This is a genomic window from Nocardioides aequoreus, from assembly GCF_000720335.1.
Classification (GTDB): Bacteria; Actinomycetota; Actinomycetes; order Propionibacteriales; family Nocardioidaceae; genus Marmoricola; species Marmoricola aequoreus.
This window is the reverse complement of sequence record NZ_JOJN01000002.1, coordinates 247,502-267,720: the sequence shown is the minus strand read 5'-3', so window position 1 is coordinate 267,720 and position 20,219 is coordinate 247,502. Positions and strand designations below refer to the sequence as shown.

The window sequence follows — 20,219 nt, the reverse complement described above, 5'->3', positions numbered from 1 at the left end:
CCCCGGTGAGCATCCTGGACAAGAAGACCAGCGGCGACCTCGTCAAGCTGCTCGTCTTCGTGGTGGTCACCAGCCTCGCGACGGGTGTGCTGGTGGTGCTGATCGGCAACTTCACCTTCGCCTCCTCGCGCGACTACAAGGCGCTCTTCTCCGACGCCACCGGCGTGGTGAAGGGCGACGACATCCGCATCGCGGGCGTCAAGGTCGGCAGCGTCAAGGACGTCGAGATCGCGCGCGGCGACCGCGCCCTGGTCACCTTCAGCGTGGCCGAGAGCTCGGTGGTGACGCAGAGCTCCACCGCCACGATCCGCTACCGCAACCTGGTCGGCCAGCGCTACATCTCGCTGACCCAGGGGGTCGGCAGCCTCGAGCGGCTCCGCGAGGACGCCACCATCCCGCTGGAGCGCACCGAGCCGGCACTCGACCTGACCGTGCTCTTCAACGGCTTCAAGCCGCTCTTCACCGCGCTGTCGCCGGCCGACGTCAACAAGCTCTCGGCCGAGGTCGTCGCGGTCTTCCAGGGGGAGGGCGGCACCCTCAACGGCCTGCTGCAGAGCACCGCCTCGCTGACCAACGAGCTCGCCGACCGCGACCGGGTGATCGGCGAGGTCATCGACAACCTCAACTCCGTGCTCGCGACGCTGGCCGGCCGCGACCGCCAGCTCAACCGGCTGATCATCGACTTCCGCGACCTGATGCAGGGCCTGGCCGCCGACCGCGAGGCCATCCTGGGCTCCCTCGACTCCGTCTCGGCGCTGGCCGACGAGACCTCCGACCTCGTCGTGGGCATCCGCGAGCCCCTGGTCGAGGACGTCAAGCAGCTGCGCCGCGTGACCAAGAACCTCAACGACGGCCGCGACGAGATCGACCGCGCGCTGCAGGTCCTGCCGGTCAAGCTCGCGAAGATCGGCCGCACCGCCATCAACGGGTCCTTCTTCAACTTCTACCTGTGCAGCTTCACCGGCAACGTGCTGGTGGGCGACCGCAAGGTCACCTCGATCGACTACGACACCTCCCTGCTCGACCAGGACGCGAGGTGCAACCTCGGATGAGCGAGCGCAGCGAGCGAATCAGTGAGCACAGTGCCCTTTGTGCCTCATCCGCGCCCGGAGCGAAGCGAGGACGTGGATGAGCAAGCCGTTCCGTGAGCGCAACCCGGTCGTCATCGGGGCGGTCAGCTTCGCCGTGCTGGCGGCGCTGCTGCTGGCCGCCTTCAACGCCGCGAGCCTGCCCCTCATCGGCGGCGGCGACGTCTACCGCGCGGCCTTCTCCGACGCCAGCGGCCTCAAGCCCGGTGACGAGGTCCGGATCGCCGGCGTCCGGGTGGGCCAGGTCGACACCATCGAGCTCGACGGCAACCAGGTGGTGGCGGAGTTCCGGGTCGACACCCCCTCCCGCTTCGGCACCGAGACCGAGGCCGAGATCAAGGTCAAGACGCTGCTCGGCGACATGTTCCTGGCGCTGGCGCCGGCGGGGGAGGGGCAGCTCGAGGGCGGCACCACGATCCCGCGCGAGCGCACCCGCTCGGCCTTCGACGTCGTCTCGGCCTTCGAGGGACTCGCGCAGCGGGCGGAGGACATCGACACCGACCAGCTCGGCGAGGCCTTCGACACCCTCGCCGAGCTCACCGACGACACCCCGGCCGCCTTCCAGGGCACCCTGCGTGGCCTCTCGCGGCTCTCGCGCACCGTGGCGAGCCGCAACGAGGAGATCGGCACGCTGCTGCAGAACCTCGACACCGTGTCCGGCACGCTCGCGGCGCGCGACGACGACCTTATCGAGCTGATGCGCAGCAGCGACGTGCTGCTGCGCGCCCTGGTGGCGCGCCGCGAGGCGGTCAACACGCTGCTGGTCTCGACGAGCCGCTTCTCCCGCGAGATCACGCGGCTGGTGCGCGACTCGCGCGCCGACCTCGCGCCCGCGCTCGACAACCTCGAGGGCGTCGTCGACACGCTGCTGAAGAACCAGTCCAACATCGACGAGTCGCTGCGCCTCCTGGCGCCGTTCTACCGGGTCTTCGGCAACACCCTCGGCACCGGGCCGTGGTTCGACACCTACATCGCCAACCTGCCTCCCGCCCCTGCGACCCCGTTGGCGGGTGAGAACTGATGAGGTCCTTCGGCAGGCTCGGCCCGGTGGCCGCGCTCGTCCTGGTGGGCGCCCTGCTCGCGGCCGCCCTGGTGGCCTTCTGGCCGGGCGGCGGGACACGCACGCTCACCGCCGACTTCCCCCGCACGGTCTCGCTCTACGAGGGCTCCGACGTGCGCATCCTCGGGGTGCCCGTGGGCAAGGTCGAGAAGGTGACGCCGCGCGGCACCGTGGTGCGGGTCGAGCTCACCTACGACAACCAGTACCAGGTGCCGGCCGATGCGCAGGCCGTCATCGTGGCCCCGTCGATCGTCGGCGACCGCTTCGTGCAGCTCACCCCGGCCTTCGAGGGCGGGGAGGCGCTGCCCGACGGCGCCGAGCTGTCCGTCGAGCGCACCGCCACCCCGCTGGAGCTCGACGAGATCTTCGGCTCGCTCAACCAGCTCAACATCGCCCTCGGGCCCGAGCAGACCAACCGTCCTGTCGACGGCGGCGTGGGTCCGCTCACGCGGCTGCTCGACTCCACCGCCCGCAACTTCGGCGGCCAGGGCGTGCAGTTCAACCAGACCATCCAGGACTTCAGCCAGCTCACCAAGACGCTGGCCGACAACGAGGACGAGCTCTTCGGCTCGATGGAGCAGGTGCAGGAGTTCACCAGCACCCTGGCCCGCAACGACGACGTCGTGCGCCGCTTCAACGACTCGCTCGCCGGCGGTGCCGAGGTGCTGGCCGGCGAGCGGCAGGAGCTGGCCCAGGCGCTGCGCGACCTCGGGGTGGCGATGGCCGAGATCCGCACCTTCGTGCGCGACAACAAGCAGTCGCTGAGCACCAACATCAAGGGTCTCAACCGCATCAGCAAGACCCTCGTGAAGCGGCGCGACGCCCTCGACGAGATCCTCCGCGTGGCTCCGGCCGCGCTGAACAACCTCTACCTCGCCGGCAACTCCGACGCCGAGACGCTCGACACCCGCGACAACATCTCCGAGCTGCTCGTCTCGCTCGAGGAGGACCCGGTCACGGCCATCTGCACCCTCGCCGGCGCCACGGTCGGGGGCGAGCGGTGCGAGTCGATCGCCGGCGCCGTCGGCGACATCCAGGAGGGGCTGCCCGCCCTCCCCGCGGGTCGGGCGGGTGCGCTCGACGACGGTGCGCGGTCCAGCACGACCACGGGGGCGGTCGACCGCTCGCTCGGCGGACTGCTGGAGGTGGAGGAGTGAGCCTGATGTCCCGCACCCGCACCGCCGTGGTCGGCGCCGTGGTCGGCGCGCTCGCGCTCACCGGCTGCTCGGTGTACGACGCCCCGCTCCCCGGCGGTCCCGACACCGGCGACGAGCCGATCCAGGTGACCGCGCGCTTCCGCGACGTCCTCGACCTGGTGCCCCAGTCGACGGTCAAGCTCGACGACGTCGACGTCGGGAAGGTGACCGGCGTCGACCTCGACGGCTACGTCGCCGAGGTGGAGATGTCGCTGCGCCGCGACGTCGAGCTGCCGGGCAACGTGGCCGCGCAGATCCGCCAGACCAGCCTGCTGGGGGAGAAGTTCGTCTCGCTGGAGCGTCCCAGCGACCCCGCGGCCCAGGCGCTCGCCGACGGCGACGTGATCGGGCTCGACCGCACCGGGCGCAACCCGGAGGTCGAGGAGGTCTTCAGCGCGCTCGCCCTGCTGCTCAACGGCGGCGGGGTCGGCCAGCTGCGCAGCATCACCCGCGAGGTCAACGCCGCGCTCGGCGGCCGCACCGACGAGATCCGCTCGGTGCTCTCGCAGCTCGAGCAGTTCATCGGGCAGCTCGACGACAACAAGGCCGCCATCATCGCGGCGATCGAGAACACCAACCGGCTCGCCAAGCGCGCCCGCGACCAGGAGGCGACGATCGAGGCCGCCCTCGACGACGTGCCGGGGGCGCTGCGCTCGCTCAACGGCCAGCGCGAGGACCTGGTGCGGCTGCTCGAGGCGCTCACCCGGCTCTCCGACGTCGGCACCGACGTGATCCGTCGCTCCAAGACCGCGACGGTCAACAGCCTGCAGTCGCTCGGCCCGGTGCTCGAGGGGCTCGCCGACGCCGGCGACGCGCTGCCCAAGGCGCTGCAGGTCTACCTGACCTACCCCTTCATCGACGAGGCCGTGGGCCGCGACCCCCAGGTGGCGCGCAACCTGCACATGGGCGACTACACCAACCTCTCGGTCGACCTCGACCTGAACCTGCTCGACCTGCCCATCCCGGGCCTGCCCGAGCTGCCCGGCCTGCCGGAGGAGGTCTGCGAGCAGCTCGACGAGGTCCTCGAGCAGACCCGCACCAACGTCGGCCAGGGCATCGACCGCGCCGTCGCCGCGCTGCCCGACAACCCGCTGATCAGCGAGGCCGACCGCGAGGAGCTCCGCGCCACGCTGCGCGAGCGCCTCCTGGACGCCGCGCTGGACAGTGCGCGGGAGAACTGCCGGGCGCCGAGCGTCGAGGACATCGTCGCCGACGCGGGGGCCGCGCTCCCGACGCTGCTCCGCACCCTCGACATCCTGACCCGTGCCCAGGTGCGCCAGCTGCTCAACGGCACCCTTGGCACGGTCGGCGACGCCCTCGGCGGTGCCGGCGGCGGCGTGCTCGGAGGCGAGGGCAGCGGGGTCCTCCCCGACGTGACGGGCGGTCTCACCGGCGGCCTGACCGGCCGGGCCGCGCCGGCGTACGACGGCGACGCCGCCCAGATCGACCCCTTCGGGCTCGGCGCCCGCGGACTCGACCCGGGCGTGGGCACGCTGCTGCTGCAGGGGGTGGCGACCAACCGATGATCACCGCACGCACCAAGCGACAGCTGCTGATCTTCGCCGTCATCACGCTGCTCGGCGTCACCTACGTCGGCGCCCGCTACGCGCAGCTCGACCGGCTCTTCTACGACCCGACCTACACCGTCACGGCCGACTTCGCCGAGTCCGGCGGCATCTTCACCGACGCCGAGGTCACCTACCGAGGCGTCCAGGTCGGCCGCGTCACCGACATGCGGCTGACCACCAGGGGGGTCGACGTCGAGCTCTCCATCGACAAGGAGCACGACCGCATCCCCGGCGACGCCCTGGCCCTGGTGGGCAACAAGTCGGCCGTCGGCGAGCAGTACGTCGAGCTGCAGCCCGAGACCGACGGAGGCCCCTACCTGGAGGAGGGCTCCGAGATCGCCTCGGAGAAGACCGAGACCCCAGTGCAGACGACCGAGCTGCTCACCAACCTCTCCAACCTGGTCACCTCGCTCCCGCAGTCCGACGTGCGCACGGTGATCTCCGAGTCGGGCGCCGCCTTCCAGGGCACCGGTGACGACCTGGCCCGGATCATCGACACGCAGAACTCCTTCATCGAGACGGCCGACGCCAACTTCGAGACCACCCGCCGGCTGATCCGCGACGGCCGCGTGGTGCTGCAGACCCAGCTCGACAAGGAGTCGGCGATCCGCTCCTTCTCCCGCGACCTGGCGCTCTTCACCGGCACCGTGGCCGACAGCGACGCCGAGCTGCGCCGCGTCATCGAGGAGGGCTCGGCCACGGCCGACGAGCTGCGCGTCTTCCTGGAGCAGAACCAGGTCGACCTGGGTGAGCTGATCAACAACCTGCTCACCACCAACGAGGTCGTCCGCAAGTACCTCCCCGGCATCCGGCAGCTGCTGGTCGTCTACCCGTACGTCGTGGCGGGCGGCTACACCGTCACGCGCGAGCAGGGCGACGGCACCTACAACGCCCGCTTCGGCCTGGTGCTCACCACGGAGCCGGGCGTCTGCACCGACGGCTACGAGGACTTCCGCCGGCCGAGCGACCGCGAGGACCTGCCGATGCCGACCGACGTCGGATGCGCCGACGGCAGCACCACGCTGCGCGGCTCGGAGAAGGCGCCGGGTCGTGCCGGCACGGCCTACCGCTCACCCGTCGCGTCGTACGATGAGGCCGACGGCGAGCTCACCTGGGCCGACGACGCGCCGCAGGTCGCCTACGACGGTGGCGCGGCGTCCGTCTTCGGGGCCGACTCGTGGAAGTACACCCTGCTGCAGCCCGCCCTCCCCGCCGACGCCCGACCGCAGGAGTAGCCGTGTCCGACGCCCCCCACCCCGGGAGCAGGCGCCGCACGGTCCGCACGGTGCTGCTCCTCGCGCTGGTCCTGTGGCTGCTCGCCGCCTTCGTGGCGGCCGGCTACGTCGGCTACCGGCTCGCCTCTACGGGCACCGGCCCCTTCTCCGACCCCGGACTCAGCGATGCCGCGGCGCGCAGCGAGGTCACCTCGGTGGCCGAGCAGTTCACGCTGCGCATGGACAACGTCGACGCCTCCGACTTCGACGGCTACGTCGAGGGGGTCAACGAGATGCTGACCACCAAGGCCAAGGCGGAGAACAAGGAGTCGCTGGAGGTCATGAAGCAGACCTACGAGGCCGCCGAGGTCAAGGGCCAGGGTGAGGTGCTGGTGACCGGCATCTCCGAGATCTCCGACGACGAGGCCACCGTCATGGTGGCCCACGACGCCGAGGTCACCACGGCGCGCGGCGACATCGAGCACCACTACCGCTGGTCCGTCGACCTGGTGAGGGTCGACGGCGAGTGGCTCGTCGACGGCTTCACCCCGGTGAGCTGACGTGACCGACGCCCCCACCCCCTCCGGACCCACGTGGTACGACGTGCTCGGCGTCGCGCGCGACGCGACCCACGAGCAGGTCCGCGACGCGTGGCGGGCCGCGACCGACCGCGCCGAGCCCGGCACCGGCCAGTTCCGCACCGCCAACCTGGCGGCCGAGGTGCTGCTCGACCCCGCCCGGCGAGCGGCGTACGACGCGCAGCTGCCGCCCGAGGTCGCCGACGAGCCCGAGGTCGCCGACGAGCCCGAGGTCGCCGACGACGCGGGGGAGCCCCGAGCCGGCACGGTGCCCGCGGTGTCCGCCGACGCCCCCCGTCGCCGGGTGCGTCCCCTGGTGCTGGTGGCGCTCGCCCTGGTCGCGGCGCTCCTCACGGCCGTGGCCGTGGTCGGGGGCCTGCAGCTGCGGGCCGCTGCGAGCCAGGACGACGCCGCGGAGCAGGCGCCCGTGGCCGCCGAGCAGGCGGCCGAGGCGATGCTCTCCTACGACTACCGCGAGCTGCCCGCCGACCGTGCCCGCGTCGCGCCGCTGCTCACCGGCGACTTCAAGAAGAGCTACCTCGACAACTTCGCGCTCCTGGAGGAGCAGGAGGACGGCAGCCCCGGTGCGGCCGTGCAGTCGAAGGCCGTCGTCGACGCGACGGTCGTCGGCTCGGGCCTGGTCGGGGTCGACGAGGACGAGGGCGACCTGGTCGCGCGGGTGCTGGTCTTCGTCAACCAGACCTCCGAGAAGGAGGGCCAGGACCCCCAGATCTTCCAGAACAGGGTGGCGATGACCCTCGTCGAGCGGGGCGACCGCTGGCTCGTCAGCGACCTGCGCAGCTACTGAGCCACCACCGATCCAGGGCTGGATCCCGGCTGCATCTCGGCGGACCTCTCCGGGCGAGCCGCTGCACCCGACCCGGGCCCGGGGGTATGGTGTCGGCTCCGGGCGGCCCGTGGGCAGTCCCCGGGTTGGTCGTGCCTTGATGGTGCTGTAGGCTGACTCTTTGCGCCCTCCCTCAAATGCTGCCTGCCTTCCCGGTGGCGGGTTCTGTGGTGGGACGGAGCGCGACTCACACCGTGAGCCTCGGAAGGATCACCACCCTTGGCCGCTTCGCGCCGTAGCAACGCCGACAATCCCCGCCGCATCTCCTTCGCCAAGATCGCCGAACCGCTCGAGGTCCCGCAGCTGCTCGCGCTGCAGACCGACAGCTTCGACTGGTTGGTCGGCAACGAGCGCTGGGAGCAGCGCGTCGCCGAGCGGCAGGCCGCCGGCGAGGATGTCTCCACCAAGTCCGGTCTGCACGAGATCTTCGAGGAGATCTCGCCGATCGAGGACTTCTCCGAGACGATGTCTCTCTCCTTCGAGAACCCCGTCTTCCTCGACCCCAAGTACACCGAGGAGGAGTGCAAGGAGAAGGACTTCACCTACTCCCGCCCCCTCTACGTCTCCGCCGAGTTCACCAACGGCGAGACCGGTGAGATCAAGGGCCAGACCGTCTTCATGGGCGACTTCCCCATGATGACGCGCAAGGGCACCTTCATCATCAACGGCACCGAGCGCGTGGTCGTCTCGCAGCTCGTGCGCTCGCCGGGCGTCTACTTCGAGCGCAACGCCGACAAGACGTCCGACAAGGACATCTACACCTCCAAGGTCATCCCGTCGCGCGGTGCGTGGCTGGAGTTCGAGATCGACAAGCGCGACCTGGTCGGCGTCCGCCTCGACCGCAAGCGCAAGCAGAGCGTCACGGTGCTGCTCAAGGCGCTGCAGGCGGTCGCCGAGGCCGACGACTACGTCGGCGCGCCGTACGACTACGAGTCGGTCATGGCCGAGCTGCGTCAGTACGAGTCGATCCAGCTGACCGAGGAGAAGGACCACCACAACACCGCCGACGAGGCGCTCCTCGACATCTACCGCAAGCTGCGCCCGGGAGAGCCGCCCACGCGCGAGGCCGCGCTGACGCTGCTGAAGAACTACTACTTCAACCCCAAGCGCTACGACCTCGCCAAGGTGGGTCGCTACAAGATCAACAAGAAGCTCGGCACCACCGAGGCCTTCGACCAGCAGACGCTGACCCTGCACGACGTCGTGGCGACGATCCGCTACATCGTCGAGCTGCACGCCGGCAAGGAGGTCCTGGTCGACGGTCAGGACCAGCCCGTCGCGCACGCCAACGGCGAGCCCGTCGAGGTCCGTGCCGACGACATCGACCACTTCGGCAACCGCCGGATGCGCACGGTCGGCGAGCTGATCCAGAACCAGCTCCGCACGGGCCTGGCCCGCATGGAGCGGGTGGTCCGCGAGCGGATGACGACCCAGGACGTCGAGGCGATCACGCCCCAGTCCCTGATCAACATCCGTCCCGTGGTGGCGGCGCTGAAGGAGTTCTTCGGCACCTCCCAGCTCTCGCAGTTCATGGACCAGACCAACCCGATCGCCGGTCTGACCCACAAGCGGCGCCTCTCCGCGCTCGGCCCCGGCGGCATCAGCCGTGACCGCGCGCAGATGGACGTCCGCGACGTGCACGCCTCGCACTACGGCCGGATGTGCCCGATCGAGACCCCCGAGGGTCCCAACATCGGCCTGATCGGCTCGCTGGCGTCCTACGGCCGCATCAACCCCTACGGCTTCGTCGAGACGCCCTACCGCGTCGTCGTCGACGGTCAGGTGACCAACGAGATCCACCACCTCACCGCCGACGAAGAGGAGTCGCGGGTCATCGCGCAGGCCAACGCCCGTCTCGACGACCAGGACAACCTGGTCGACGAGCGCGTGCTGGTCCGCACCCGCGGTGGCGAGGCCGTCGACATCCCGCGCGAGGAGGTCGAGTACATGGACGTCTCGCCGCGCCAGATGGTGTCGGTCGCGACCGCCCTGATCCCCTTCCTCGAGCACGACGACGCCAACCGCGCGCTGATGGGCGCCAACATGCAGCGCCAGGCCGTGCCGCTCATCAAGAGCGACGCGCCCCTGGTCGGCACTGGCATGGAGTACCGCGCGGCCGTCGACGCGGGTGACGTGGTCACCTCCGACGTGGCCGGCGTGGTCAAGGAGGTCTCGGCCGACGAGGTCGTGGTCTTCACCGACGAGGGCGGCGACAAGTCCTACCGGCTGCTGAAGTTCACCCGCTCCAACCAGGGCACCTGCATCAACCAGCGCCCGCTGGTCAGCGAGGGTGACCGGGTCGAGATCGGCACGCCGATCGCCGACGGTCCGTGCACCGACGAGGGCGAGATGGCACTCGGCACCAACCTGCTCGTCGCCTTCATGCCGTGGCAGGGCCACAACTACGAGGACGCCATCATCCTCAGCCAGCGCCTGGTGCAGGAGGACGTCCTCACCTCGATCCACATCGAGGAGCACGAGGTCGACGCCCGCGACACCAAGCTGGGCCCCGAGGAGATCACCCGCGACATCCCCAACGTCTCCGACGACGTGCTGGCCGACCTCGACGAGCGCGGCATCATCCGCGTCGGCGCCGAGGTCACCACGGGCGACATCCTGGTCGGCAAGGTCACGCCCAAGGGCGAGACCGAGCTCACCCCGGAGGAGCGGCTGCTGCGGGCGATCTTCGGCGAGAAGGCGCGCGAGGTGCGCGACACCTCGATGAAGGTGCCCCACGGCGAGTCCGGCACGGTCATCGGCGTCCGCGAGTTCAACCGCGAGGACGGCGACGAGCTGCCCCCGGGCGTCAACCAGCTGGTGCGGGTCTACGTCGCGCAGAAGCGCAAGATCTCCGTGGGCGACAAGCTCGCCGGACGCCACGGCAACAAGGGCGTCATCGCGAAGATCCTGCCGATCGAGGACATGCCGTTCATGGAGGACGGCACCCCGGTCGACGTGGTCCTCAACCCGCTCGGCGTGCCGCGCCGGATGAACATCGGGCAGATCCTCGAGCTGCACCTGGGCTGGCTGGCCAAGAACGGCTGGGACCTCAAGCTCGCCGACGACACCAGCGACGCGGATTGGAAGCAGCGCCTGATCAAGATCCACGCGCAGGAGGCGGAGCCCGACACCAACGTCGCGACCCCGGTCTTCGACGGTGCGCGCGAGGACGAGATCGTCGGGCTGCTCGGCGCGAGCCGGCCCAACCGCGACGGCGTGCGCATGGTGGGCGAGTCCGGCAAGGCCGACCTGTACGACGGTCGCTCCGGCGAGCCCTTCCCCGACCCCGTGTCGGTGGGCTACATGTACATCCTCAAGCTCCACCACCTGGTCGACGACAAGATCCACGCGCGCTCGACCGGTCCCTACTCCATGATCACCCAGCAGCCGCTCGGCGGTAAGGCCCAGTTCGGTGGCCAGCGCTTCGGTGAGATGGAGGTCTGGGCGATGGAGGCGTACGGCGCCGCCTACGCCCTGCAGGAGCTGCTCACCATCAAGTCCGACGACGTGCCTGGTCGCGTCAAGGTCTACGAGGCCATCGTCAAGGGCGAGAACATCCCGGACTCCGGCATCCCCGAGTCCTTCAAGGTCCTCGTCAAGGAGATGCAGTCGCTGTGCCTCAACGTCGAGGTGCTGAGCCAGGACGGCACGGCGCTGGAGATGCGTGACGCGGAGGAAGACGTCTTCCGCGCCGCCGAGGAGCTCGGCATCGACCTGTCGCGCCGCGAGCCCAGCTCGGTCGAAGAGGTGTGAGGTCGGGTGGCGCGCCGGTCACCGGCGCGCCACCGCCTCCGCCCCCATCCCTGATCCACCCCACTTCTTCACCAGACACCACGAGGGAAGCAGCCACTGTGCTCGACGTGAATTTCTTCGACCAGATCAAGATCGGCCTGGCCACCGCGGACGAGATCCGCGCCTGGAGCCACGGCGAGGTCAAGAAGCCGGAGACCATCAACTACCGCACGCTCAAGCCCGAGCGTGACGGACTCTTCTGCGAGAAGATCTTCGGACCCACTCGCGACTGGGAGTGCTACTGCGGCAAGTACAAGCGGGTCCGTTTCAAGGGCATCATCTGTGAGCGCTGCGGCGTCGAGGTGACCCGGTCCAAGGTGCGCCGCGAGCGCATGGGCCACATCGAGCTGGCCGCACCGGTCACGCACATCTGGTACTTCAAGGGTGTGCCCAGCCGGCTCGGCTACCTGCTCGACCTGGCGCCGAAGGACCTCGAGAAGGTCATCTACTTCGCCGCCTACATGATCACCTCGGTCGACGAGGAGGCGCGCCACCGCGACCTCTCCGACCTCGAGGGCAAGGTGGGCCTGCAGCGCAAGAGCCTGGAGAACCGCCGCGACAACCAGATCGAGGAGCGGGCCAAGAAGCTCGAGACCGACCTGGCGCAGCTCGAGGAGGAGGGCGCCAAGTCCGACGCCAAGCGCAAGGTCAAGGACGGCGCCGAGCGCGAGATGGCCGCCATGCGCAAGCGCTCCGACGCAGAGCTCGCGCGCCTGGAGGAGGTCTGGAACACCTTCAAGAACCTGAAGGTCCAGGACCTCATGGGCGACGAGATGCTCTACCGCGAGATGACCGCGTGGTTCGGCAAGTACTTCGAGGGCCACATGGGCGCCACGGCGATCCAGAAGCGCCTCGAGAGCTTCGACATCCCCGACGAGGTCGCCTCGCTGCGCGACACCATCGCCAACGGCAAGGGCCAGAAGAAGGTCCGGGCGCTCAAGCGGCTCAAGGTCGTCGACGCCTTCCGCAAGACCGGCAACTCGCCCATGGGCATGGTGCTCGACGCCGTCCCCGTGATCCCGCCGGACCTGCGCCCGATGGTGCAGCTCGACGGTGGCCGCTTCGCGACCTCCGACCTCAACGACCTGTACCGCCGCGTGATCAACCGCAACAACCGGCTCAAGCGGCTGCTCGACCTCGGCGCCCCCGAGATCATCGTCAACAACGAGAAGCGGATGCTTCAGGAGGCCGTCGACTCGCTCTTCGACAACGGCCGTCGTGGCCGTCCGGTCACCGGCCCGGGCAACCGGCCGCTGAAGTCGCTCTCCGACATGCTCAAGGGAAAGCAGGGTCGCTTCCGCCAGAACCTGCTCGGCAAGCGCGTCGACTACTCCGGTCGCTCGGTGATCGTCTCGGGTCCGCAGCTCAAGCTGCACCAGTGCGGTCTGCCGAAGTACATGGCGATCGAGCTCTTCAAGCCGTTCGTGATGAAGCGCCTGGTCGACCTCTCGCACGCGCAGAACATCAAGTCCGCCAAGCGGATGGTGGAGCGCGCGGTGCGTCCCGAGGTCTGGGACGTGCTGGAGGAGGTCATCGCGGAGCACCCGGTGCTGCTCAACCGCGCACCCACGCTGCACCGCCTCGGCATCCAGGCCTTCGAGCCGCAGCTGATCGAGGGCAAGGCCATCCAGATCCACCCGCTCGTCTGCTCGGCCTTCAACGCCGACTTCGACGGTGACCAGATGGCGGTGCACCTGCCGCTGTCGGCCGAGGCGCAGGCCGAGGCCCGGATCCTGATGCTGTCGACCAACAACATCCTCAAGCCCTCCGACGGCCGCCCGGTCACCATGCCCACCCAGGACATGATCATCGGCATCTTCTTCCTCACCCGTGAGGACGAGGGCGCCGTCGGCGAGGGTCGCTCCTTCTCCTCGGTCGGCGAGGCGATCATGGCCCTCGACCACGGCGACATCACGCTGCAGTCGAAGATCCGGCTCCGCCACGACTCCGTGGTGCCGTGGGCGGGCCTCGAGGTTCCCGAGGGCTGGGAGCAGGGCGACTCGCTGGTGCTCGAGACCACGCTGGGCCGCGCGCTCTTCAACGAGACGCTCCCGAGCAACTACGAGTACGTCAACTACGGCGTCGGCAAGCGCGAGCTGGGCCGCATCGTCAACACCCTGGCCGAGCGCTACAGCAAGGTCGAGGTGGCGGCGTCGCTGGACGCGCTCAAGGAGGCGGGCTTCCGCTACGCCACCATCTCGGGCGTGACGGTCTCGATCGAGGACGTCGTGACCCCGCCCAACAAGCTGGAGATCCTCGCCGGCTTCGAGGCGCGGGCCGCGAAGGTCCAGGAGCAGGCCGAGATGGGTCTGATCACCGACGACGAGCGTCGCCAGGAGCTCATCGAGATCTGGACGCGGGCCTCCAACGAGGTCGCCAAGGCGATGGAGGAGACCTTCGAGAAGAACAACCCGATCTACATGATGGTCGACTCGGGCGCGTCCGGAAACATGATGCAGATGCGTCAGGTCGCCGCGATGCGTGGTCTGGTGACCAACCCCAAGGGCGAGATCATCCCGCGTCCGATCAAGGCCAACTTCCGCGAGGGCCTCTCCGTGCTGGAGTACTTCATCTCCACGCACGGTGCCCGCAAGGGTCTGGCCGACACCGCGCTGCGGACGGCCGACTCCGGCTACCTCACGCGGCGTCTGGTCGACGTGTCGCAGGACGTCATCATCCGTGAGGACGACTGCGGCACCGAGCGCGGCATGAACAAGGTCATCGGCGTCCGCGACGTCGACGGCGTGGTCATCAAGGACGACAACGTCGAGACCTCGGCCTACGCCCGCGCGGCGGCCGTCGACATCGTCCACCCGGAGAGCGGCGAGGTGCTGGTCGAGGCCGGCGCGGACCTCGGCGACGCCGTCATCGACGCGCTCGTCGCGGCCGGTGTCGAGACCGTCAAGGTGCGCTCGGTGCTGACCTGCGACGCCCGCACGGGCACCTGCGCGAAGTGCTACGGCCGCTCGCTGGCCACCGGCAAGCTCGTCGACATCGGTGAGGCCGTCGGCATCATCGCGGCGCAGTCGATCGGTGAGCCCGGCACGCAGCTGACGATGCGCACCTTCCACACCGGTGGTGTGGCCTCGGCCGACGACATCACGCAGGGTCTGCCCCGCGTGGTCGAGCTCTTCGAGGCGCGTCAGCCCAAGGGCAAGTCGCCCATCGCGGAGTCGGCCGGCCGGATCGAGATCGAGGACACCGACAAGGCCCGCAAGGTGCTGGTGACCCCCGACGACGGCTCCGAGGTGCAGGAGTACCCGGTCAGCAAGCGCTCCCGCCTGCTGGTCGCCGACGGCGACCACATCGGCGTGGGCCAGCAGCTGACGCAGGGCACGCCCGACCCGCAGGACGTGCTGCGCATCCTCGGCGTCCGCAAGGCCCAGGAGCACCTGGTGGCCGAGGTCCAGCAGGTCTACCGCAGCCAGGGCGTGTCGATCCACGACAAGCACATCGAGATCATCGTCCGGCAGATGCTGCGCCGGGTCACGGTGATCGAGTCCGGTGAGACCAAGCTGCTCCCGTCCGACCTCGTCGACCGGGTGCGCTACGAGGAGGAGAACCGTCGCGTGGTCTCCGAGGGCCAGACGCCTGCCTCGGGTCGACCGGTGCTGATGGGCATCACCAAGGCCTCGCTGGCCACGGAGTCGTGGCTCTCGGCGGCCTCCTTCCAGGAGACCACCCGGGTGCTGACGGACGCGGCGATCAACGGCAAGTCCGACTCGCTGATGGGCCTGAAGGAGAACGTCATCATCGGCAAGCTGATCCCGGCGGGCACCGGACTGGAGCGCTACCGCAACGTCCGGGTCGAGCCCACCGAGGAGGCGCGCGCCGCGGCGTACGCCGTCACCGGCTACGACAACTACGGTGACGACTACTTCGGCAACGCCACGCAGACGGTCGCCCTCGACGACTTCGACTTTGGCTCCTATCAGAACTGAGCTTGCGAAGTTCTGATGTGAGGAGACAGGTCGAGGTGCGACGACACAGGCCCGACGAAGGAGGGCCTGTGCCGGAGCCTCGAGACCCGGTGACCTGACAGACGGCGTGAGGGGACACCCCCGCACACGCACCACCACGAGACCCCCGCCCGAGACATCGGGCGGGGGTCTCGTGCGTCCGGGCGCACGAGACCTAGGCTCAGCGACCATGGACGCCGAGGCGATCACCCGCCACCACGACGACCTGACGCCGCCGGGGGAGTCGCCCTGGGTCGGCGACCACCCCCCGCGGACCGACCTCGAGCTGGCCGAGCCCGACCCGGCGTGGCCGCGCTGGGCGGAGCGGCAGCTGACCCGGGTGCAGCAGGCGCTGGGGGTGCGGGTGCTGGCGCTGCAGCACGTCGGCTCCACCGCGGTGCCCGGCCTGGTCGCCAAGCCGGTGGTCGACCTCGACCTGACCGTGGCCGACCCGGCGGCCGAGGCGGCGTACGTGCCCGAGCTGGAGCGGGTGGGCTTCCGGCTCGTCGTCCGCGAGCCGTGGTGGCAGGAGCACCGCTGCCTGCGGCACGAGGACCCTGCCTGCAACCTGCACGTCTTCGGTCCCGGTGCGCCCGAGCCGGTGCGGCACCGCATCTTCCGCGACTGGCTGCGCACCCACCCCGACGACCTCCGGCGCTACGCCGAGGCCAAGCGGGTCGCACTGGCTGACGCGCTGGCCGCGGGGGAGCACGTCATGGACTACAACGCGCGCAAGCAGCCGGTGGTGCGCGAGATCTACGACCGCGCCTTCCGCTCGCTGGGGCTGCTGCCGGCCCCGTGAGGGGCCCCGGGGACAATGTCGGGGTGAGCAGCAGCGTCGTCCCCCGCGAGACCGAGGTGCTGGTCGTCGGTGCCGGTCCCGCAGGGGCCGCGGCCGCCGCGTGGGCGGCCCGCGACGGTCGCGAGGTCACCCTGGTCGACGCCGCCGTCTTCCCCCGCGACAAGACCTGCGGCGACGGGCTCACCCCCCGCGCGGTCGGCGAGCTCGAGCGGCTCGGCCTGGGGGAGTGGGTGCGCGCCCACACCGTCAACTGGGGTCTCCGCGCCCACGGCTTCGGTCAGACGCTGCTGCTGCCCTGGCCCGGCCCGGGCCCCTCCGGCACCGGTCATCCGGCGTACGGGTCGGCGGTCGCCCGCACCGAGCTCGACGACCACCTGCGCACCACGGCGATCAAGGCCGGGGCGCACGGCGTCGACGGCCTGCGCGCGGTCGACGTGACCCGTGACGGCGACCGCGTCGCCTCCGTCGTCCTCGAGCGCGCCCGCGGCACCGAGGGGGCGGGGGAGCGGATCGAGGTGCGCTGCCGCCGGCTCGTCGTCGCCGACGGCGTCCGCTCGCCGCTCGGCAAGGTGCTCGGGCGCGAGTGGCACCGCGACACCGTCTACGGCGTGGCCGGGCGCGCCTACGTCGGCTCCACCCGGTCCGACGACCCTTGGATCTCCAGCCACCTCGAGCTGCGCGACGAGCAGGACCAGGTGCTCTCCGGCTACGGCTGGATCTTCCCGCTCGGCGACGGGCAGGTGAATCTCGGCGTCGGCACGCTCGCCACCTCCGCCCGCCCGGCCGAGGTCGCGCTGCGCCCGCTGATGCGGCACTACGCCGACCAGCGGCGCGAGGAGTTCGGCCTCGACGCCGAGCTCCGGCTGCCGACCTCCGCGCTGCTGCCGATGGGAGGCGCGGTCTCGGGCGTCGCCGGGCGCAACTGGGCGCTCATCGGCGACGCGGCGGCGTGCGTCAACCCGCTCAACGGCGAGGGCATCGACTACGGCCTCGAGACCGGCCGGCTGGTGGCCGAGCTGCTCGGCGACGGCTCCGGCGACGACGCCGACCTGGCGCAGGCCTGGCCCGCCCTGCTCCGCGACCACTACGGCGAGTCCTTCTCCATCGCCCGGCGGCTCGCCGGCCTGGTGACCGTGCCCGGGCTGCTGCCCACGCTCGGTCCGGTGGGGATGCGCTCCCACTGGATGATGACGCTGGCGCTGCGCTGGATGGGCAACCTGGTCACCGACGCCGACCGCGACGCGGCGGCGAGGGTGTGGCGCTGGGCCGGCCGCCGGTCGGTCGCCGCCGACTCCCGACCCCCCTTCGCCTGAGCGCCGTGACCGACCCGGTCTACCGGCTCGTCAACGGCGTGGGGCGGTTGGCGCTGCGAGCGCTGGCCGTGGACGTGCGCTGGACCGGAGTCGAGCACGTGCCGCGCCGCGGGCCCGTGGTGCTGGCCTCGACGCACGTGTCGTTCCCCGACTTCCTCTTCCTGGAGCGGGCGGCGGTCACGCGCGGCCGCCGGGTGCGCTTCCTGACCAGGCACGACGTGTGGCACGCGCGGGGCGCGGCCTGGTGGATGGACCGGATGCGCCACGTGCCGGTCGACCGACGGGCGCCGGCCCACGCCTACCTGAGGGCCAGGCGGCTGCTCCTGGAGGGCGAGGCGGTGGGCGGCTTCCCCGAGGCGGGGGTGTCCTACTCCTACACGGTGCGGCCGCTGATGCGGGGGCTGGTCTCGCTCGCCGCGGAGACGGGTGCGCCGCTGGTCCCGGTGGCGCTGTGGGGCTCCCAGCGGCTCTTCACCGTCGGCGACCCCCGCCCGCCCATCGACTGGACGCGCGGACGCCGCGTCGACGTCGCCTTCGGCGACCCGGTGCAGGTCGGCCCGGACGACGACCTCACCGCCCGCACGCGCGACCTCGGCCACGCGCTGACCGACCTGCTCGAGGGGCTGCAGCGCCAGGCCCACCACGCGCCCGCACCCGGGGAGCCTGCGCCCTGGCACCCCGCGCACCTCGGCGGTCACGCCCCGGACCGCGCGCGGGCGCGCGCCCTCGACGTGGTGCCCTACAACGCCGTCAGGCCGACGTGGGGCCCCGACCTCGACGCATGGAGCGCGCCCGACGCCAGCGGGTGAAGCTGTTGACGGGGTCGACGAGCAGGTTGAGCCGTCGCGAGACCGGCTGCCAGGCCAGCAGCACCGCGAGGCCGACGGCGGCGGCCGTCGTCGCCACCCAGGAGACGGGCCACAGCTCGGCCGCGACCGGCTTGAAGCCCAGCGCCTCGGCCCCCAGCACGACGAAGCCGTGGAAGAGGTAGACCACCAGGGTCGCGCCTCCCAGCGAGGTGAACCACGACCTGCCCCGCGGCACGACGGCGAAGAAGGCGAAGGACCCCACCAGCCCGCTCAGCAGCATCCCGACCCGGATGGTGAAGGCACGCAGGCTGTCGGTGTCGGCGGCGGGCGAGATCTCGTCGTAGCGGGTGCGGTAGTAGAGCCACTCGGTCTCGACCAGGTCGCCGATCCAGCGCGACAGCGCGGCGAGCAGGAGCAGCACCGCGAAGCCGTACCAGCGCGCCCGGCGGCTGCGGAGCAGCGCCCAGTGGCCCTCGTGCATCTTCAGCCCCAGCACGAAGAAGGGCAGCAGCCCCAGCACCCGGGCGTTGTCGAGGTGGTCGGTGGCGAAGAGACCGGCCAGCACGCTGATGACCACGGCGACGACGACCTTGGCGGGCATGCGCTTGAAGACCGGCGTCACGAGCCGCCAGCAGAAGAGCGCGGCGAGGTACCACATCGGCCAGTGCGGGCTGAGCCACACGTCCTCGAAGGTGACGCCGAGGAAGGCGTGGCGGAAGCTGACCAGCAGCCCCTCGAAGATCAGGTAGGGCACCGCCACGGTCGTGAAGAGCTGCCAGAGCCGGGGCTTGGTGTACTCGAAGGACTTCGAGAGGTAGCCCGTGACGATGACGAACGCCGGGATGTGCCACAGGTAGAGGAAGTTGTAGAGCGACTTGTCGAAGCCGCGGGCCAGGGGCGATCCCGGGTCGTCTGCGAAGAGCGGCAGCAGGGTCCAGGCGTGGCCGACGACGACGAGCGTCACCAGCAGCATCTTGGCGTTGTCGAACCACGGATCCCGCACCTTGACCGGCGCCGGGGCGGGGGAGGCCGCGGTCGCCGGGGCGACCGACGTCGGGCTCACATCGGACACGCCCGTAATCTACCGGTCGTGGACCCTCTCGACGTGCGCCAGGGAGAGCTGCCCCGGCGGCAGCGCGTGGCGGCGTACGCCGTGATGGTGCGGTCGGGGCAGGTCCTGCTCTCGCGCCTCGCGGAGTACCTCTCCGAGGAGCCGCTGTGGACCCTGCCGGGCGGTGGGCTGGACTTCGGGGAGGAGCCGGCCACCGCCGTGGCCCGCGAGGTCTACGAGGAGACCGGCCTCTTCTGCACCGTGGGCGACCCGCTGTGGATCGGCTCGGCCCACCGGGTCGTCGACCGGCACGAGTCCCCGACCGACATGCACTCCGTGCGCCTGGTGTACGACGCCTGGGTGCCGCTGGACGCCCCCGAGCCCCGCGTCGTCGAGGTCGACGGCTCGACCGTCGAGGCGCGCTGGGTCCCGGTGGCCGACGTCGAGAGCGGGGCGGTGCCGACGGTGCCGATGGTGCGCGAGGCGCTGGCGGCCTACCGCCCGGCGCCGCGGCAGCGGCTCGCCGCCAAGGCGCTCGTGGTGCGCGACGACAAGGTCCTGCTGACCCGCAACTCCCCGCGGGGCCCGCGGCCGGGCGACTGGACGCTGCCCGGCGGAGGCGTGGAGCACGGCGAGCGCCCGCTGCACGCGCTGCGCCGCGAGCTGGGCGAGGAGACCGGGCTGGTGCCGCTGACCGCCCGGCTGCTCGACACGCACGACGAGCACTTCACCGGCGTCGCGCCGAGCGGGCGCGAGGAGGACTTCCACGGCGTCGACCTGGTCTACCAGGTCGACCTGAGCCACGACGAGCTGCGGCTCGACGACCCCGACGGCACGGCCGACGCCGTCGCGTGGCACTCCCTGGAGGACGTGCGCCGCGGCACGGTGCCGCTCGCCGAGGTGGTGCGGGCCGCGCTGTTGATGGCCGGGCTGGGCTGAGCC

14 protein-coding genes are annotated in these 20,219 nt (G+C 70.8%); 13 read left to right on the top strand and 1 reads right to left on the bottom strand.

Features of this window, described 5'->3' with window-relative positions:
- Nucleotides 1-5 precede the first annotated feature (5 nt).
- The 12 genes from IG63_RS0103815 (at nucleotide 6) to IG63_RS0103760 (ending at nucleotide 18,226) form a co-directional block, all read left to right on the top strand.
- Nucleotides 6-1,052 carry an MCE family protein gene (locus IG63_RS0103815; RefSeq protein WP_030483058.1) on the top strand — a complete coding sequence of 349 codons (1,047 nt, stop codon included), beginning with the start codon at nucleotides 6-8 and terminating at the stop codon, nucleotides 1,050-1,052.
- 76 nt (nucleotides 1,053-1,128) lie between these two features.
- Nucleotides 1,129-2,109 carry an MCE family protein gene (locus IG63_RS0103810; protein ID WP_030483057.1) on the top strand — a complete coding sequence of 327 codons (981 nt, stop codon included), beginning with the start codon at nucleotides 1,129-1,131 and terminating at the stop codon, nucleotides 2,107-2,109.
- Nucleotides 2,110-2,135: 26 nt separating this feature from the next.
- Nucleotides 2,136-3,305 (top strand): MCE family protein, encoded by a 1,170-nt coding sequence (locus IG63_RS0103805; protein WP_169741756.1) that lies wholly within the window; start codon nucleotides 2,136-2,138, stop codon nucleotides 3,303-3,305.
- Between the two features lie 5 nt (nucleotides 3,306-3,310).
- Nucleotides 3,311-4,870, top strand: a complete 1,560-nt coding sequence (locus IG63_RS0103800; protein ID WP_157210010.1) for an MCE family protein — start codon at nucleotides 3,311-3,313, stop codon at nucleotides 4,868-4,870.
- Nucleotides 4,867-6,147: an MCE family protein gene (locus IG63_RS0103795; RefSeq protein WP_030483054.1), complete on the top strand. Its 1,281-nt coding sequence runs from the start codon at nucleotides 4,867-4,869 to the stop codon at nucleotides 6,145-6,147. The genes IG63_RS0103800 and IG63_RS0103795 overlap by 4 nt, the downstream gene beginning before the upstream one ends.
- 2 nt (nucleotides 6,148-6,149) lie before the next feature.
- Complete coding sequence (locus IG63_RS0103790; RefSeq protein WP_030483053.1) at nucleotides 6,150-6,686, top strand: hypothetical protein; 537 nt, start codon at nucleotides 6,150-6,152, stop codon at nucleotides 6,684-6,686.
- Nucleotide 6,687: 1 nt separating this feature from the next.
- Nucleotides 6,688-7,512, top strand: a complete 825-nt coding sequence (locus tag IG63_RS0103785; protein ID WP_030483052.1) for a J domain-containing protein — start codon at nucleotides 6,688-6,690, stop codon at nucleotides 7,510-7,512.
- Between the two features lie 258 nt (nucleotides 7,513-7,770).
- Nucleotides 7,771-11,304, top strand: coding sequence for a DNA-directed RNA polymerase subunit beta (gene rpoB / locus IG63_RS0103780; RefSeq protein WP_030483051.1), 3,534 nt, complete (start codon nucleotides 7,771-7,773; stop codon nucleotides 11,302-11,304).
- A gap of 98 nt (nucleotides 11,305-11,402) precedes the next feature.
- On the top strand, nucleotides 11,403-15,284 hold the full coding sequence (locus IG63_RS0103775; RefSeq protein ID WP_030483050.1) for a DNA-directed RNA polymerase subunit beta': 3,882 nt from the start codon (nucleotides 11,403-11,405) through the stop codon (nucleotides 15,282-15,284).
- Between the two features lie 208 nt (nucleotides 15,285-15,492).
- A complete protein-coding gene (locus tag IG63_RS0103770) occupies nucleotides 15,493-16,104 on the top strand; it encodes a GrpB family protein (RefSeq protein WP_030483049.1) in 612 nt (203 codons plus the stop codon).
- A gap of 23 nt (nucleotides 16,105-16,127) precedes the next feature.
- On the top strand, nucleotides 16,128-17,417 hold the full coding sequence (locus IG63_RS0103765; RefSeq protein ID WP_030483048.1) for a geranylgeranyl reductase family protein: 1,290 nt from the start codon (nucleotides 16,128-16,130) through the stop codon (nucleotides 17,415-17,417).
- A gap of 5 nt (nucleotides 17,418-17,422) precedes the next feature.
- Nucleotides 17,423-18,226 (top strand): lysophospholipid acyltransferase family protein, encoded by an 804-nt coding sequence (locus tag IG63_RS0103760; RefSeq protein ID WP_169741754.1) that lies wholly within the window; start codon nucleotides 17,423-17,425, stop codon nucleotides 18,224-18,226.
- Here the strand turns inward: IG63_RS0103760 and IG63_RS0103755 are convergent.
- On the bottom strand, nucleotides 18,168-19,298 hold the full coding sequence (locus tag IG63_RS0103755) for an acyltransferase family protein (RefSeq protein WP_157210009.1): 1,131 nt from the start codon (nucleotides 19,296-19,298) through the stop codon (nucleotides 18,168-18,170). The two genes, IG63_RS0103760 and IG63_RS0103755, sit on opposite strands and share 59 nt — an antisense overlap.
- A gap of 18 nt (nucleotides 19,299-19,316) precedes the next feature.
- Between IG63_RS0103755 and IG63_RS0103750 the strand changes: the two genes are divergently transcribed.
- On the top strand, nucleotides 19,317-20,216 hold the full coding sequence (locus IG63_RS0103750; protein ID WP_245604293.1) for an NUDIX domain-containing protein: 900 nt from the start codon (nucleotides 19,317-19,319) through the stop codon (nucleotides 20,214-20,216).
- Nucleotides 20,217-20,219: the final 3 nt, after the last annotated feature.